This window comes from Ensifer sp. R-19 (genome assembly GCF_049905105.1).
In the GTDB taxonomy this organism is placed as follows: Bacteria; Pseudomonadota; Alphaproteobacteria; order Rhizobiales; family Rhizobiaceae; genus Ensifer.
In genome coordinates, this window is the sequence record NZ_CP184569.1 from 460652 (window position 1) to 474186 (window position 13535).

General features: G+C 62.3%; 11 protein-coding genes. 7 read left to right on the forward strand and 4 right to left on the reverse strand.

Translation table 11 applies throughout. The annotated features are described in order from the left end of the window. Positions 1–4 precede the first annotated feature (4 nt). A complete protein-coding gene (locus tag ACN9MO_RS02170; RefSeq protein WP_058325435.1) occupies positions 5–649 on the forward strand; it encodes a DNA-3-methyladenine glycosylase I in 645 nt (214 codons plus the stop codon). Between the two features lie 117 nt (positions 650–766). Here ACN9MO_RS02170 and ACN9MO_RS02175 read toward each other — a convergent pair whose 3' ends face one another. Continuing rightward, positions 767–1195 carry a hypothetical protein gene (locus tag ACN9MO_RS02175; RefSeq protein WP_113133253.1) on the reverse strand — a complete coding sequence of 143 codons (429 nt, stop codon included), beginning with the start codon at positions 1193–1195 and terminating at the stop codon, positions 767–769. A 429-nt stretch (positions 1196–1624) separates the two neighbouring features. On the opposite strand from ACN9MO_RS02175, the gene hisS reads away from it, so the two are divergent. From hisS to ACN9MO_RS02205, 6 genes are all read left to right on the forward strand, one after another. Next, positions 1625–3136 (forward strand): histidine--tRNA ligase, encoded by a 1512-nt coding sequence (gene hisS / locus ACN9MO_RS02180; RefSeq protein WP_113133207.1) that lies wholly within the window; start codon positions 1625–1627, stop codon positions 3134–3136. A gap of 5 nt (positions 3137–3141) precedes the next feature. Beyond that, positions 3142–4284 carry an ATP phosphoribosyltransferase regulatory subunit gene (locus tag ACN9MO_RS02185; RefSeq protein WP_113133206.1) on the forward strand — a complete coding sequence of 381 codons (1143 nt, stop codon included), beginning with the start codon at positions 3142–3144 and terminating at the stop codon, positions 4282–4284. Beyond that, on the forward strand, positions 4281–4976 hold the full coding sequence (hisG, locus tag ACN9MO_RS02190; RefSeq protein WP_112994556.1) for an ATP phosphoribosyltransferase: 696 nt from the start codon (positions 4281–4283) through the stop codon (positions 4974–4976). Before ACN9MO_RS02185 ends, hisG begins: the two co-directional genes overlap by 4 nt. A 150-nt stretch (positions 4977–5126) precedes the next feature. Continuing rightward, a complete protein-coding gene (locus ACN9MO_RS02195) occupies positions 5127–5834 on the forward strand; it encodes a glutathione binding-like protein (protein ID WP_113133205.1) in 708 nt (235 codons plus the stop codon). Between the two features lie 89 nt (positions 5835–5923). After that, complete coding sequence (locus ACN9MO_RS02200) at positions 5924–7147, forward strand: FAD-dependent oxidoreductase (protein WP_113133204.1); 1224 nt, start codon at positions 5924–5926, stop codon at positions 7145–7147. A gap of 214 nt (positions 7148–7361) precedes the next feature. Further along, on the forward strand, positions 7362–10160 hold the full coding sequence (locus ACN9MO_RS02205; protein WP_113133203.1) for an EAL domain-containing protein: 2799 nt from the start codon (positions 7362–7364) through the stop codon (positions 10158–10160). An 81-nt stretch (positions 10161–10241) separates the two neighbouring features. On the opposite strand, the gene ACN9MO_RS02210 is transcribed toward ACN9MO_RS02205, so the two are convergent. From ACN9MO_RS02210 to groES, 3 genes are all read right to left on the reverse strand, one after another. Continuing rightward, a complete protein-coding gene (locus ACN9MO_RS02210) occupies positions 10242–10691 on the reverse strand; it encodes a hypothetical protein (RefSeq protein ID WP_113133202.1) in 450 nt (149 codons plus the stop codon). A gap of 529 nt (positions 10692–11220) precedes the next feature. Beyond that, positions 11221–12861: a chaperonin GroEL gene (groL, locus tag ACN9MO_RS02215; protein WP_425986386.1), complete on the reverse strand. Its 1641-nt coding sequence runs from the start codon at positions 12859–12861 to the stop codon at positions 11221–11223. A 76-nt stretch (positions 12862–12937) separates the two neighbouring features. After that, positions 12938–13237: a co-chaperone GroES gene (groES, locus tag ACN9MO_RS02220; protein ID WP_425986389.1), complete on the reverse strand. Its 300-nt coding sequence runs from the start codon at positions 13235–13237 to the stop codon at positions 12938–12940. Between the last annotated feature and the right edge of the window lie 298 nt (positions 13238–13535).

The window sequence follows — 13535 nt, forward strand, 5'->3', positions numbered from 1 at the left end:
AGCGATGACGGTCAAGGGCATAGTGATCGGCGAGGACGGACTTCAGCGCTGCGCCTGGCAGGGCAATCTCGACGACTACCGTCGCTATCATGACGACGAATGGGGCCGTCCGGTCACCGACGATCGCCGCCTGTTCGAGAAGATCTGCCTCGAAGGGTTCCAGTCCGGCCTGTCATGGCTGACGATCCTGCGCAAGCGCGAGGCGTTCCGCGCGGCCTTTTCCGGTTTCGATTTCGATAAGGTCGCGACATTCGATGAGACGGATATCGAGCGCTGCCTGGCAGACACGGGCATCGTGCGCCACCGCGGCAAGATTGTCTCGACCATCAACAATGCGCGCCGCGCCCAGGAGCTCAGGCAGGAGTTCGGTTCGCTCGCGGGCTATTTCTGGTCCTATGAACCCGCCGCGGAAGAGCGCCCGAAACAGGTGACCTACGAGGCGATCGTTGCCAATCCTACGACCCCGACCTCGACGCGGATTTCCAAGGACCTGAAGAAGCGCGGCTGGACCTTCGTCGGCCCGACGACGATCTACGCCTTCATGCAGGCCATGGGCCTCGTCAACGATCACATCGAAGGCTGCCATTGCCGCGTGGTTGTCGAGGAACTGCGTGGCAAGCTCGCAAGACCCAGGGCTCGCGTGGCCTGATTGATGCGCCCGTCGTCAGCTTGGCGATGGGCGTTTCCCGGTGAGGGAGCGCCAGCGAGGCGCTTCATAGAGCTGCTTTAACCCAGGGAAAAGTGTCCGCGGTTTCAAGCTTTGCGCTCAAGCGCAGAGCATCACGCGCTCGCGCGGAAAGGCGAAGACGCCTTGCAGCAGTTCCTCGCCGGTTGGCGTATCGAGCACGGACCGACCGACGCAGATAAGCTGCGCCGCTTGCGATGTCGGCGCGCGCACCATGGCGGTAAAGCAGAACGAGGATGACGAGGCGGTCGCCTGTTCGAGTATGTTGAGCACGGTTGGGCGATCCTTGCGGTCATAGGCGCGAACCAGATCGATGATGCCGCAGGAAGGAGCGGAGATGCCGAGCAAGGCGGCGGTATTTTGGCCGAGCTGGAAAATGCCGGTCGCGAGATCGCAGCGCCAGGCTTCGATGAGGTAGGTCCCCTCGTCGAGGCCCCGCATCCAATTGTGATGTGCGCCCAGATGTCCGGGCCGGATCGTCCCGCAGCCAGGTGTCCTGAATCTCAACATGATGCCCATCCCTCTCTTCGCGCCGACCGCGAGACGTCTCCGCAGAAATCCGCCATTCCCGATGAAATGGTTCGCCGTTCCATTTTGCCGTTGGGGTATTGGGTCCGATGCTCTCATTGCATCCGGAGTGACCTGCGGGTAATGCTCCGGACCGAAATTAGCCGATGATCTCCATGATCGAAACGTCGGCGATCGATCGGGTGATAAACTTTTAGTGATTGCGGGCGATTTAATGCGCCTTATGGTTGAAGTCAACCCGATCCGATCGATACGTCGAGACAGCCGGCTCCAGCTTCGTCTCGCGCCGAGTACCCCGCATCGCTTGCTACGACCGGCGCAACGCGCGCTTTGCGCGGTCCAAACCCTTGCCGCCCCCCACTTGATCCGATAGGGAAAGCAGCCAACACGCTGACAGTCCGGAATGCTCCCATGACCGAGAAACAGAAGAAACCGCAGAAGCTCAAGGCGCGCCTTCCGCGCGGCTTTGTCGATCGCTCCGCCGCCGATATCCGTGCGACCGACGAAATGATCGGCAAGATCCGGGCTGTCTACGAGCATTATGGTTTCGATCCGGTCGAAACGCCGCTGTTCGAATATACTGATGCGCTCGGCAAGTTCCTGCCGGACAGCGACCGGCCGAACGAAGGCGTCTTCTCGCTGACGGACGACGACGACCAGTGGATGTCGCTGCGCTACGACCTGACGGCGCCGCTCGCCCGTCACGTTGCCGAAAACTTCAATGAGATCCAGCTTCCGTTCCGCACCTACCGTGCCGGCTACGTCTTCCGCAATGAGAAGCCGGGCCCGGGCCGCTTCCGCCAGTTCATGCAGTTCGACGCCGATACGGTCGGTGCCGCCGGCGTCCAGGCGGATGCGGAAATGTGCATGATGATGGCCGACACCATGGAAGCCCTCGGCATCGCGCGCGGCGACTACGTGATCCGCGTCAATAACCGCAAGGTGCTCGACGGCGTCATGGAGGCGATCGGTCTTGGCGGTGACGACAAGGCGAACGCGCGCCTGACGGTGCTGCGCGCCATCGACAAGCTTGACAAGTTCGGCACCGAAGGCGTGCGGCTCCTGCTCGGCGAAGGCCGCAAGGATGAGAGCGGCGACTTCACCAAGGGCGCGGGCCTCAACGGCGAACAGATCGACAAGGTGCTCTTCTTCGTCGGCATCAAGGACTACGCCGAAAGCGCTGCCGAGCTCGCGGCCCTCGTTGCGGGAACGTCGAAGGGCGGCGAAGGCGTCGAAGAACTGAACACCATCCGCAGTCTGGTGCTGAGCGTCGGCTACGAGGCTGACCGCATCAAGATCGACCCCTCGGTCGTGCGTGGTCTTGAATACTATACCGGCCCGGTTTTCGAGGCCGAGTTGCAGTTTGCCGTCACCAACGAGAAGGGCGAGAAGGTCGTCTTCGGTTCGGTTGGCGGTGGCGGCCGCTATGATGGCCTCGTCTCGCGCTTCATGGGCCAGCCGGTGCCGGCCACCGGTTTCTCGATCGGCGTTTCCCGTCTGATGACGGCGCTCAAGAACCTCGGCAAGCTCGGCGCGTCGGAAGTGCTCGCCCCGGTCGTCGTCTGTGTCATGGACCGCGACATCGAGAGCATGGGCCACTACCAGCGCTTCGTGCAGCAGTTGCGCCATGCCGGCATCCGCGCCGAAATGTATCAGGGCAACAAGAAGAATTTTGGCGATCAGCTGAAATATGCCGACCGCCGCGGCTCGCCGCTGGCGATCATCCAGGGTGGCGACGAACGCGCCGCCGGTCTCGTGCAGATCAAGGACCTGATCGAGGGCAAGCGCCTGTCGGGCGAGATCGAGGACAATGCGGCCTGGCGCGAGGCGCGCGTGGCCCAGGTTTCCGTGCCTGTGGCCGAGCTGGTCGAAAAGGTACGCGAAATGCTGGCGGCGCAGGCCGAGGATCGGGCAAGGGGCTGACGATCATGGCCCTCATCAATCTGCCTGCCTTCGCCGACGATCTGCTTGCCGACTTCGAAAGCCTCGCCACGCTGCGTGTCGACACACCGGTGATCCAGCCGGCCGAACCCTTCCTCGCCATGGCCGGCGAGGATCTGCGCCGCCGTATCTTCATGACCGAGAGCGAGACCGGCGAGAGCCTCTGCCTGCGCCCGGAATTCACCATTCCCGTCTGCCTGCGCCACATCGAGACGGTGACCGGCACGCCGAAGCGCTACGCCTATCTCGGCGAGGTCTTCCGCCAGCGCCGCGAGGGCGGCAACGAATTTTACCAGGCCGGCATCGAGGATCTCGGCGATACGGATATCGCCACAGCCGATGCACGCATTGTCGGTGACGCGATGCGTGTCGTTGCCAACCGCTTGCCGGGCCGGGGTCTCAACGTGACGCTCGGTGACCAGGCGGTGTTCGAAGCCGTCGTCGGCGCCTGCGGCCTGCCGGCCGGCTGGCAGAAGCGGCTGATCCATGCCTTTGGCGACCAGAAGCACCTGCAGAAGCTGCTCACCGAACTCGCTCATCCGCGGACGGTCGGTGTCTTCGGTCCCGAGGTCGTGCGCCTGTCGATGGACGGATTGCTTGAGGATGAAGCCCGCCTCATCGCCCATATCGCCGAAACGATGGAATCGACCGGCTACTCCACCAATGCCAGCCGCTCGCCGCAGGACATCGCCCGGCGGCTGAAGGAAAAGATGGAGCTGGCGAACACGCAGCTCGATCGCAAGACGCTGGACCAGGTTGGCGCGTTCCTGGCGCTCGACGTTCCGCTCGCCGATGCTCCGGCGGCACTCTTCGCCTTCGCGCAGAAGTCCGGCCTCAAGCTCGATGAGGCGCTCGCCCGCTTCGATGCCCGTGTCGCAGCACTTTCCGCGGCCGGTGCCGACATCGGCGCGATCCGCTACCGCGCGGCCTTCGGTCGTCCGCTCGACTATTACACAGGCCTCGTCTTCGAGGTCGAAGTCGCCGGCATTCAGGCAGTTCTGGCCGGCGGAGGTCGCTTTGACCGGCTGCTGACGCTGCTCGGCGCCCGCGAACACATTCCCGCCGTCGGGTTCTCGCTCTGGCTCGACCGCATCGAAAAGGCGATTACCTCCCAGGGAGGCGTTCAATGACCATCACCATCGCGCTGCCGTCCAAAGGCCGGATGAAGGATGACGCCTCGGCGATCTTCGAACGGGCCGGAATGAAGATCGTCGCCGTCGGCAACGATCGCTCCTATCGCGGCCGGGTCGAAGGTTCTGATGATGTGGAGATCGCGTTCCTGTCGGCCTCCGAGATCTCGCGGGAACTCGGCAACGGCTCGATCGATTTCGGCGTCACCGGCGAAGACCTGGTGCGCGAGGGGCTCGCCAATGCCGATGCCCGCGTCGAGTTCTGCGCCCGTCTCGGCTTCGGTCATGCCGATGTCGTCGTCGCAGTGCCGGAGATCTGGTACGACGTCGACACCATGGCCGATCTCGGCGACGTTGCCGCCGACTTTCGTGCCCGCCATGGCCGCCGCCTGGCGATCGCGACCAAGTACTGGCGGCTGACGCAGAACCATTTCTCGGGAAGCCACGGCATCCAGCTCTATCGCATCGTTGAAAGCCTCGGTGCGACCGAAGGCGCGCCGGCGTCCGGCTCGGCCGACATCATCGTCGATATCACCTCGACCGGCTCGACGCTGAAGGCGAACCATCTGAAGATCCTGACGGACGGCGTGATCCTGCGTTCCGAGGCCTGCCTAGTGCGGGCGCGTAAATCGGCGCATGACGGCGATCCGGTCGTGGCACGGGTTATTGCGGCGGTTCGCGGCGTGCTTTGACGCTGCGAACGGGGCAGGGCGGAGCCTTCGGCTATCTCGCTGGCCTCGCGGACTGCAAAAATTAAAGTAGGGCCCTCACAAAGCGCGCCCTCCGCTCCTATGTAAGGCGTGCAGACGGCGCCCTTGCCGCTTCGTTTCCAGGAGACCTTCATGGCCGATCTTTCCGCCTTTCCGATCACCAAGCGCTGGCCGGCGAAAAACCCGGATATTATCCAACTTTATTCGCTGCCGACGCCAAACGGCGTGAAGGTCTCGATCGCACTCGAAGAGCTGGGTCTCGCCTACGAGCCTCACAGGGTCGCCTTCGATGCCAACGAGCAGAAATCGCCGGAGTTCGTCTCGCTCAATCCGAATGGCCGCATCCCGGCGATCATCGATCCCAATGGCCCGGATGGAAAGCCGATCGGTCTCTTCGAGTCCGGCGCGATCCTCATCTATCTGGCGGAAAAGACCGGCAAGCTGCTGCCGGCCGACGCGGCCGCTCGCTACCAGACGATCAGCTGGGTGATGTTCCAGATGGGCGGCATTGGCCCGATGCTCGGTCAGTTCGGCCATTTCTTCAAGTTCGCTGCCGACAAGGTTGCCAACAATTCCTATCCCGTCGAGCGCTACCGTGACGAAGCGAAGCGCCTTCTCGGTGTGCTGGAAGCGCGTCTTGAGGGGCGGCAATGGCTGATGGATGACGATTACACGATCGCCGACATCGCCACCTACCCCTGGGTCGAAGGCGCTCGCAGGTTCTATGGCGGCGCCGAGGTCCTGGATTACAAGAGCTTCCCGAACGTGATGGCCTGGGTCGAGCGCGGTCTGTCGCGCCCGGCGGCTCTAAAGGGCATGGAAGTGCCGCGCAAGGAATAGCATTCACGACAGCCCTGTGCCTGAGTTGACGAAGCTCGGGCGCAAGGCTAGGCCTTGCTGTACAGACGAATAAGAAGCAGGTGAGAAGCGTGTCGGGAAGGCTTGTAGTTGTCGGTGGCGGTCAGGCCGCCTTTGCCCTGGTTGCCAAGCTGCGTGCCCTCAAGGACGAGCGGCCGATCACCATCGTCGCCTCCGAAGCGAGCCTGCCCTATCAACGCCCACCGCTTTCCAAGAAATACCTGTTGCGCGAGATGAGCCTCGACCGGCTGCTCTATCGGCCGGAGGCCTGGTACGGCGAGCACAATGTCGACATACGGCTCGAGACGACCGTGACCGGCCTTGATCGCGCCGGCAAGCGCGTGACGCTCAGCGACGGGACCTCGCTCGAATACGAGGTGCTCGCCTTTGCGACCGGCGCCACGCCGCGCCGGTTGCCGGCTTCCGTCGGCGGGGATCTCGAGGGCGTGTTCGTCGTGCGCGACTTCCGGGATGCGGATCGCCTTGCCGAGGAAATGAAGCCCGGCCGTCGCGCCCTGGTCGTCGGCGGCGGTTATATCGGTCTTGAAGCGGCGGCGGTCGCCCGGACCTGCGGGCTCGAGGTCACGGTCATCGAGATGGCCGACCGCATCCTGCAGCGCGTTGCCTCGTCGGCGACATCCGGCCTGGTGCGCGATATTCACAACGCCCGCGGCGTCGATATCCGCGAGGGGACCGGCCTCAATCGTCTCGTCGGCGAAAGCGGGCGGGTGACCGCAGCGGAACTTTCCGACGGGTCCACCTTGCCGGTCGACGTCGTCATTGTCGGGATCGGTGTCACCGCCAATGACCGCCTGGCGCATGATGCCGGCCTCGAAGCCGCCGGCGGCATCGTCGTCGATGCCTTCGGGCGAACTGCCGACCCGGCGATTTTCGCTATGGGCGATTGTGCCGTGCTTCCCTGGGAGGACCTGCGCATCCGGCTGGAATCGGTGCAGAACGCCGTCGAGCAGGCCGAGGCCGTTGCGGCAATCCTCGCCGGTAGCGAACACCCCTACGAACCCAAGCCCTGGTTCTGGTCCGACCAGTACGACGTCAAGCTGCAGATCGCCGGCTTTGGACTCGGTCATGACGAAACCATCGTCAGGCCCGGTCAGCGCGAGGGCAGTGTGTCCGTCTGGTACTTTAGGCAGGGACGCTTCGTGGCGGTCGATGCGATCAATGACGCCAAGGCCTATGTGACGGGCAAGAAACTCTTGGAAACCGGCATCAATCCCGACCGGGCCGTCATTGCCGATCCGCAATCGGACCTCAAGGCGCTGCTATCCCAGCCCTGAGCGGGACCGCGCCTGGCCGCGCTTTCCACCTGCTGCAACTTGCAGGCGGTCCGATTTCAAATTTCGTTAACGACGAAACGACTGTTTTGCCACGCAACTGTGCGCCGGAGCGACGATTTATCATTTCCTTAAATCACCTGACGTCAACACAGGCCGCTTAACTGGAGGCGAAAGGTCTCGTTTCCCCCGGCGGTTGTTGATTTAGGCGATTGCGATGTTCAAGGTTCTTACATGCCTCGTGGTGGAGCATAATCCGAAGCTGGTCGCGTTGGCGGCGCTCATATGCTTCCTGTCCAGCTACGGCGCGGTGGCGCTGTTGCAGCGCGCGCGTGGATCTTCCGGCAAGGCGCGGACGATCTGGGCGGTGGCTGCAGGCATTGCCAGCGGCTTCGGCATCTGGGCCACCCACTTCATCGCCATGCTTGCCTACGACCCCGGGGTCGTCCTTGGCTACCAGACGGACCTGACGGCCCTGTCGTTGGCCGTTGCGATCGTGCTGACCACGACGGCGCTGCTGATCGCGACCTGCGTGCAGGATCGGCAGGCGTGGATTGCCGGCGGCCTGGTGCTCGGCGCCGGTGTTGCCTGCATGCATTTCCTCGGCATGGCGGCCCTCGATGTTCCCGGCAACCTGCGCTGGGACGCCACGCTCGTTGTCGCGTCGATCGTGCTCGGCTCGCTGTTCGACATCGGCGCACTCGGCACGATTGCCTGTATGGGCAAGCCGCTGAAGGCGAAGATCATCGCGACGCTCCTGATGACGCTCGGCATCGTCGCGCTGCACTTCACCGCCATGGGCGCCGTGACGATCGAAGTCGGTCTCATCACCCCGACCTATGAAGGCATGATCCAGCCGCACTTGCTCGCCTTCGTCATTGCCGGAACCGCCTTCTTCCTTCTGTCCCTGGTGCTGGTTGCCGCCGGCTTTGCCCATCATGCCGAGCTCTCCGCCGCCGCAACCGAACGGGAGTTCACGCGCTTCGTCCGCAGCGTGAAGGACTACGCGATCTACATGCTCGACGTCGATGGCCGCGTGGCGAGCTGGAATGCCGGCGCCGAGGCCAACAAGGGTTATGCCGCCGAGGAAATCATCGGCAAGAATTTCGCCTGCTTCTATTCGGACGACGATCAGCGCGATGGCCTGCCGCGCCGCGCGCTTGAGGTTGCCATGGTCGAGGGCAAGTTTGAGAACGAGGGTTGGCGCTATCGCAAGGACGGCTCTCGCTTCTGGGCGCATGTGGTGATCGATCCGTTCTTGGACGAGGAGGGCAAGCACGCCGGCTTCATCAAGATCGTCAAGGACACCACCAAGGCGAAGGCCGATGCCGATCGCATTGCCGAGGTCAGCAACAACCTCGATGTCGCGCTCGAGAACATGTCGCAGGGTATCTGCCTGTTCGATAGCGATGACCGGCTGCTCCTGTCGAACCGACGCTGCCGCGAGATCTTCGGCTTCTCCGAAACGCTTGCCGGCAAAGGCCTGACCTTCCGCGAGATCGTCGATATCGTCTTCGCCCGCATTTACGCCGAGCCCGAAATTGCGCGAGCCAAGGCCGAGGAACTCTATCAGAAACACCGGATCGAAATGGTCGGCAAGGGCGGTGGCGATATCGTCGAGAAGCTCGCCAACGGCCGCTCGATCCTGACCAAGCACCGCACGCTGCCCGATGGTGGCTGGGTCAGCACCTATGAAGACATTACCGAGCGCCTGGATACCGAGGAACAGATCACCTTCCTTGCGCGTCACGACAGCCTGACGGGCCTGCCGAACCGGTTGCAGTTCAGCAGCTACCTCGAAGAGGAACTGGATGCGGCCGCCTGGTTCAACCGCAAGGTTGCCGTCATCGGCATCGACCTCAACAAATTCAAGGAAGTCAACGACCTGCACGGTCATGCCGCCGGCGATTTCGTGCTGGTGACGATTGCCCAGCGCGTGAAGGGCCTGTTGCAGGAAGGCGAGTTCGTGGCGCGCCTCGGCGGCGACGAGTTCGCCGCGGTCAAACGCTTCGAGGAACTGGCCGAACTCAACGACTTCCTGCGGCGGATCGAGAAGAGCTTGCACGAGGAAATGCGCTTCGGCGATTTCGAGCTGAAGTCCGGCGGCAGCATGGGCGTCGCCATCTACCCGCAGGATGCGGAAACGGCCGATACGCTGATCAACAATGCCGACCTTGCGATGTACCGGGCGAAGGCCGCGCTCAACCAGACCGTCTGCTTCTACGAGGTTTCGATGGACGAGGCTGCCCGCCAGCGGCGCGCACTTGCCAACGATCTCTGGGATTCCGTCGACAAGAAGCAGCTTGCTCTGCACTACCAGGTGCAGAAGTCGGTGATGACCGGCGTCGTCATCGGCTACGAGGTGCTCCTGCGCTGGCATCATCCCGAACGCGGCATGGTGCCGCCCAGCGAATTCATTCCACTCGCCGAAGAGTGCGGTGCAATCCTGCCGATCGGCGAGTGGGTGCTGCGCGAAGCCTGCCGCGAGGCGGCTGGCTGGGAGAGCAACCACAAGATCGCGGTCAACCTGTCGCCGGTCCAGCTCGCCAATGGCGATATCGTCAGCCTGGTGCAGGACGTGCTTGCCGAGACCGGGCTCAATCCGAACCGGTTGGAGCTTGAGATCACGGAGTCGACGATCATCGACGACAAGGAGCGCGCCCTGCTGACCCTGCGTCAGATCAAGGAGCTCGGCGTGACGATCGCGATCGACGATTTCGGCACCGGGTACTCGTCGCTTGAAACGCTCCGCTCCTTCCCCTTCGACAAGATCAAGCTCGACAAGAGCTTCATGTGGGAAGTGGAGGGCAGCCCGCAGGCCAAGGCGATCGTCCGCGCCATCCTGGCGCTCGGACAGAGCCTGTCGGTGCCGGTCCTTGCCGAGGGCGTCGAGACGCAGACGCAGCTCGATATCCTGCAGGCGGAAGGCTGCGACGAGGCACAGGGCTATCTGCTCGGCCGGCCGGCCCCGATAACGCTCCTGTTCAGCGGCGACGAAGAGGCGGCCGCCGCCTGATCGGCGGACGTCATCATCGCGAGGGTCGCGTCCATGGCGAGCGCCTTGTCTGCGCGAACTGTCGGCCGGGTCAGGCTTGCGCTATTGCCGCAGCAACGTCCGGCCGGCGCCTTCCACCACGAAGCGCGGGAAGAAGAAGACACCCGTTATCGTGCCGGAATAGCGCTGTTCGAGGCCTGAGGATTCGCCGATGCAGAACAGCGGCTGTTTCTGGCCGTGCTCTTCGAGTGCGATCGTCGTCGAAAAGCAGAAGGATGAGCAGCTTGTCGCCGCCTGCTCGAAAAGCTCGAGCACGTGGTTGCGGTCGGCTGGGTCGTAGCAGCGCACGAAGTTGAGCAGGCCGCATTCGCCGTCGCGCAGGCCATGGATGGCGGCAGCTTTCTCGCCAAGCCGGAACAGCCCCGTGGACAAGTCGCCCGACCAGCCTTCCGCCGCACAGAACTGTTGCAGGAACTCATGATGTGGCAGGTCGAGGTGCGGCTGTCCCGGAGAGCCGAGGGGAACGGAATTTGCTCTCGTGATCTTGAACACGGTCTACCCCAGCAGCATTCCTGGACATCGTCTTCGACGCCCCAGGAAACACGTCCTATTGTGCAAATTCCGCCCAACCATCAACCAATGCAAGAGTACACGCCACCTATTGCGGGCGTTTGTTCAACTCGAAAGGTCGCGAGATAGTAATGAAGCTCGCCTACGAAGTAATTTCGTCGGGGAGGTCGGCTCAATTTGCGATTAAATACTTATATGCTTTTCGTGATATTCTCGAAGAGGTCTCGGATGTTCGGTTAGTGCGAAAAAGCTTCGGCGATTGTTCGCCCGCTTGAGTTCGCTACCCGATCTCCCATCAATCTCCGCCCACTTGGGGCGCTGTTATAGTTCGTTTTTTTTCGACTTCAACGGTTTTTTGAAACCGGACTACAACCGGCGGCTTTTTTCTGCGGAGAGATTGGCGGGGGGCTCGCCCAGCCGCGAACGGCATTGATAAAAAACGAGAAAGGGCGACCCGAGGGCCGCCCTTCCGATCCGGATGGATCGCTAATGTGAAAAGGCTATCGCCTTATCACATCATGTCCATTCCACCCATGCCGCCCATGCCGCCCGGCATGCCAGCAGGTGCATCCTTCTTCGGCAGTTCGGCGATCATGGCTTCCGTCGTGACGAGGAGGCCGGCAACCGAAGCTGCGTCCTGAAGGGCGGTGCGAACGACCTTGACCGGGTCGATGATGCCCATGGCGATCATGTCGCCATATTCGCCGGTCTGGGCGTTGTAGCCGAAGTTGTCCTGGTCCTTGTCGAGGATCTTGCCGACAACGATCGAAGCTTCGTCACCAGCGTTCTCTGCGATCTGGCGGGCCGGAGCCTGCAGAGCGCGACGAACGATGTTGATGCCGGCTTCCTGGTCGTCGTTGGCACCCTTGACGGTGATCTTGACGGAAGAACGCAGCAGGGCAACGCCGCCGCCCGGTACGATGCCTTCCTGAACAGCAGCGCGCGTCGCGTTGAGAGCGTCGTCGATGCGGTCCTTCTTTTCCTTCACTTCGACTTCCGTCGAGCCGCCAACGCGGATCACGGCAACGCCGCCAGCGAGCTTGGCAAGACGTTCCTGCAGCTTTTCGCGGTCGTAGTCGGAGGTGGTTTCTTCGATCTGGGCCTTGATCTGGGCAACGCGGCCTTCGATGTCGGCCTTCTGGCCGGCGCCGTCGACGATCGTCGTGTTTTCCTTGGAGATCGAAACCTTCTTCGCACGGCCGAGCATGTCGAGCGTGACGTTTTCGAGCTTGATGCCGAGGTCTTCGGAGATCACGGTGCCGCCCGTCAGGATGGCGATGTCTTCGAGCATGGCCTTGCGGCGATCGCCGAAGCCCGGAGCCTTGACAGCAGCAATCTTCAGGCCGCCACGCAGCTTGTTGACGACGAGCGTTGCAAGAGCTTCGCCTTCTACGTCTTCAGCGATGATCAGGAGCGGCTTGCCGGTCTGAACGACAGCTTCGAGAACCGGGAGCATGGCCTGGAGGTTCGAGAGCTTCTTCTCGTGGATGAGGATGAAGGGGTCCTCGAACTCAACGACCATCTTTTCCGGGTTGGTGACGAAGTAGGGGCTGAGGTAGCCGCGGTCGAACTGCATGCCTTCGACGACTTCGAGTTCGGTTTCGGCGGTCTTGGCTTCTTCAACCGTGATGACGCCTTCGTTGCCGACCTTCTGCATCGCTTCAGCAATGTCGAGGCCGATCTGACGCTCGCCGTTTGCCGAGATCGTGCCGACCTGTGCGACTTCTTCCGAAGTGTTGATCTTCTTGGCCTTGGCCTGGAGATCCTTGACGACTTCGGTGACGGCGAGGTCGATACCGCGCTTCAGGTCCATCGGGTTCATGCCGGCAGCAACGGCCTTGGCGCCTTCGCGAACGATCGCCTGGGCAAGAACGGTTGCAGTCGTGGTGCCGTCGCCGGCGATGTCGTTGGTCTTCGAAGCAACTTCGCGGACCATCTGGGCGCCCATGTTTTCGAACTTGTCTTCGAGTTCGATTTCCTTGGCGACCGATACGCCGTCCTTGGTGATGCGCGGAGCGCCGAAGGACTTGTCGATGATGACGTTACGACCCTTCGGGCCGAGCGTGACCTTTACCGCGTCAGCGAGGATGTCGACGCCACGCAGCATCTTTTCGCGCGCGGTGCGGCCGAACTTGATTTCTTTTGCAGCCATTAGAGAAAACTCCCGGGCTCATTGCCCATTGGTTGTCATAAATCACCGTCAGGCAGCTTTGGTGGACGACGGCTGATCAGCCGACCCTGATGCCCATGATGTCGGCTTCCTTCATGATCAGAAGGTCTTCGCCGTTGATCTTGACTTCGGTGCCCGACCACTTGCCGAACAGAACGCGGTCGCCAGCCTTGACGTCGAGAGCAACAACCTTGCCGCTTTCGTCACGGGCGCCCGAACCGACGGCGACGATTTCGCCTTCCTGCGGCTTTTCCTTGGCGGTGTCCGGAATGATGATACCGCCCTTGGTCTTCTCTTCAGACTCGACGCGGCGAACGACGACGCGGTCGTGCAGCGGGCGGAAGTTGGTGCTTGCCATTAGTCTAATCCCTCGATCAAATGACATTACGGATCGCTGATCGACCCGATGGATGGGTGTTAGCACTCTCATTTATCGAGTGCTAGCGATGCCGAGATAAGCCTGGGTATGGGGTGAGTCAAGGATCGGCGCCTAGATTTTTTGCCGGCGGCAGTAGCCTTGGGCGAGCGCAGCAGGCGAGGGCGTAGGCAGCCTAGCCCCATTCTTGGCGAAATGTAGGCGATCGCGTCGACGAATGGCATTGGCGGGATTTTGACGGTTGATAACCGCTACAAAGTGCTTTGGCGAAGCGGGCGGC

Excerpts from the sequence above, each read along its gene's own strand:
- ACN9MO_RS02175 (WP_113133253.1), bottom strand. The coding sequence starts at position 1,195 with ATGTTGAGATTCAGGACACCTGGCTGCGGGACGATCCGGCCCGGACAT.
- hisG (WP_112994556.1), top strand. The coding sequence starts at position 4,281 with ATGACCATCACCATCGCGCTGCCGTCCAAAGGCCGGATGAAGGATGAC.
- ACN9MO_RS02170 (WP_058325435.1), top strand. The coding sequence starts at position 5 with ATGACGGTCAAGGGCATAGTGATCGGCGAGGACGGACTTCAGCGCTGC.
- groL (WP_425986386.1), bottom strand. The coding sequence starts at position 12,861 with ATGGCTGCAAAAGAAATCAAGTTCGGCCGCACCGCGCGCGAAAAGATG.
- ACN9MO_RS02185 (WP_113133206.1), top strand. The coding sequence starts at position 3,142 with ATGGCCCTCATCAATCTGCCTGCCTTCGCCGACGATCTGCTTGCCGAC.
- groES (WP_425986389.1), bottom strand. The coding sequence starts at position 13,237 with ATGGCAAGCACCAACTTCCGCCCGCTGCACGACCGCGTCGTCGTTCGC.
- hisS (WP_113133207.1), top strand. The coding sequence starts at position 1,625 with ATGACCGAGAAACAGAAGAAACCGCAGAAGCTCAAGGCGCGCCTTCCG.
- ACN9MO_RS02205 (WP_113133203.1), top strand. The coding sequence starts at position 7,362 with ATGTTCAAGGTTCTTACATGCCTCGTGGTGGAGCATAATCCGAAGCTG.
- ACN9MO_RS02195 (WP_113133205.1), top strand. The coding sequence starts at position 5,127 with ATGGCCGATCTTTCCGCCTTTCCGATCACCAAGCGCTGGCCGGCGAAA.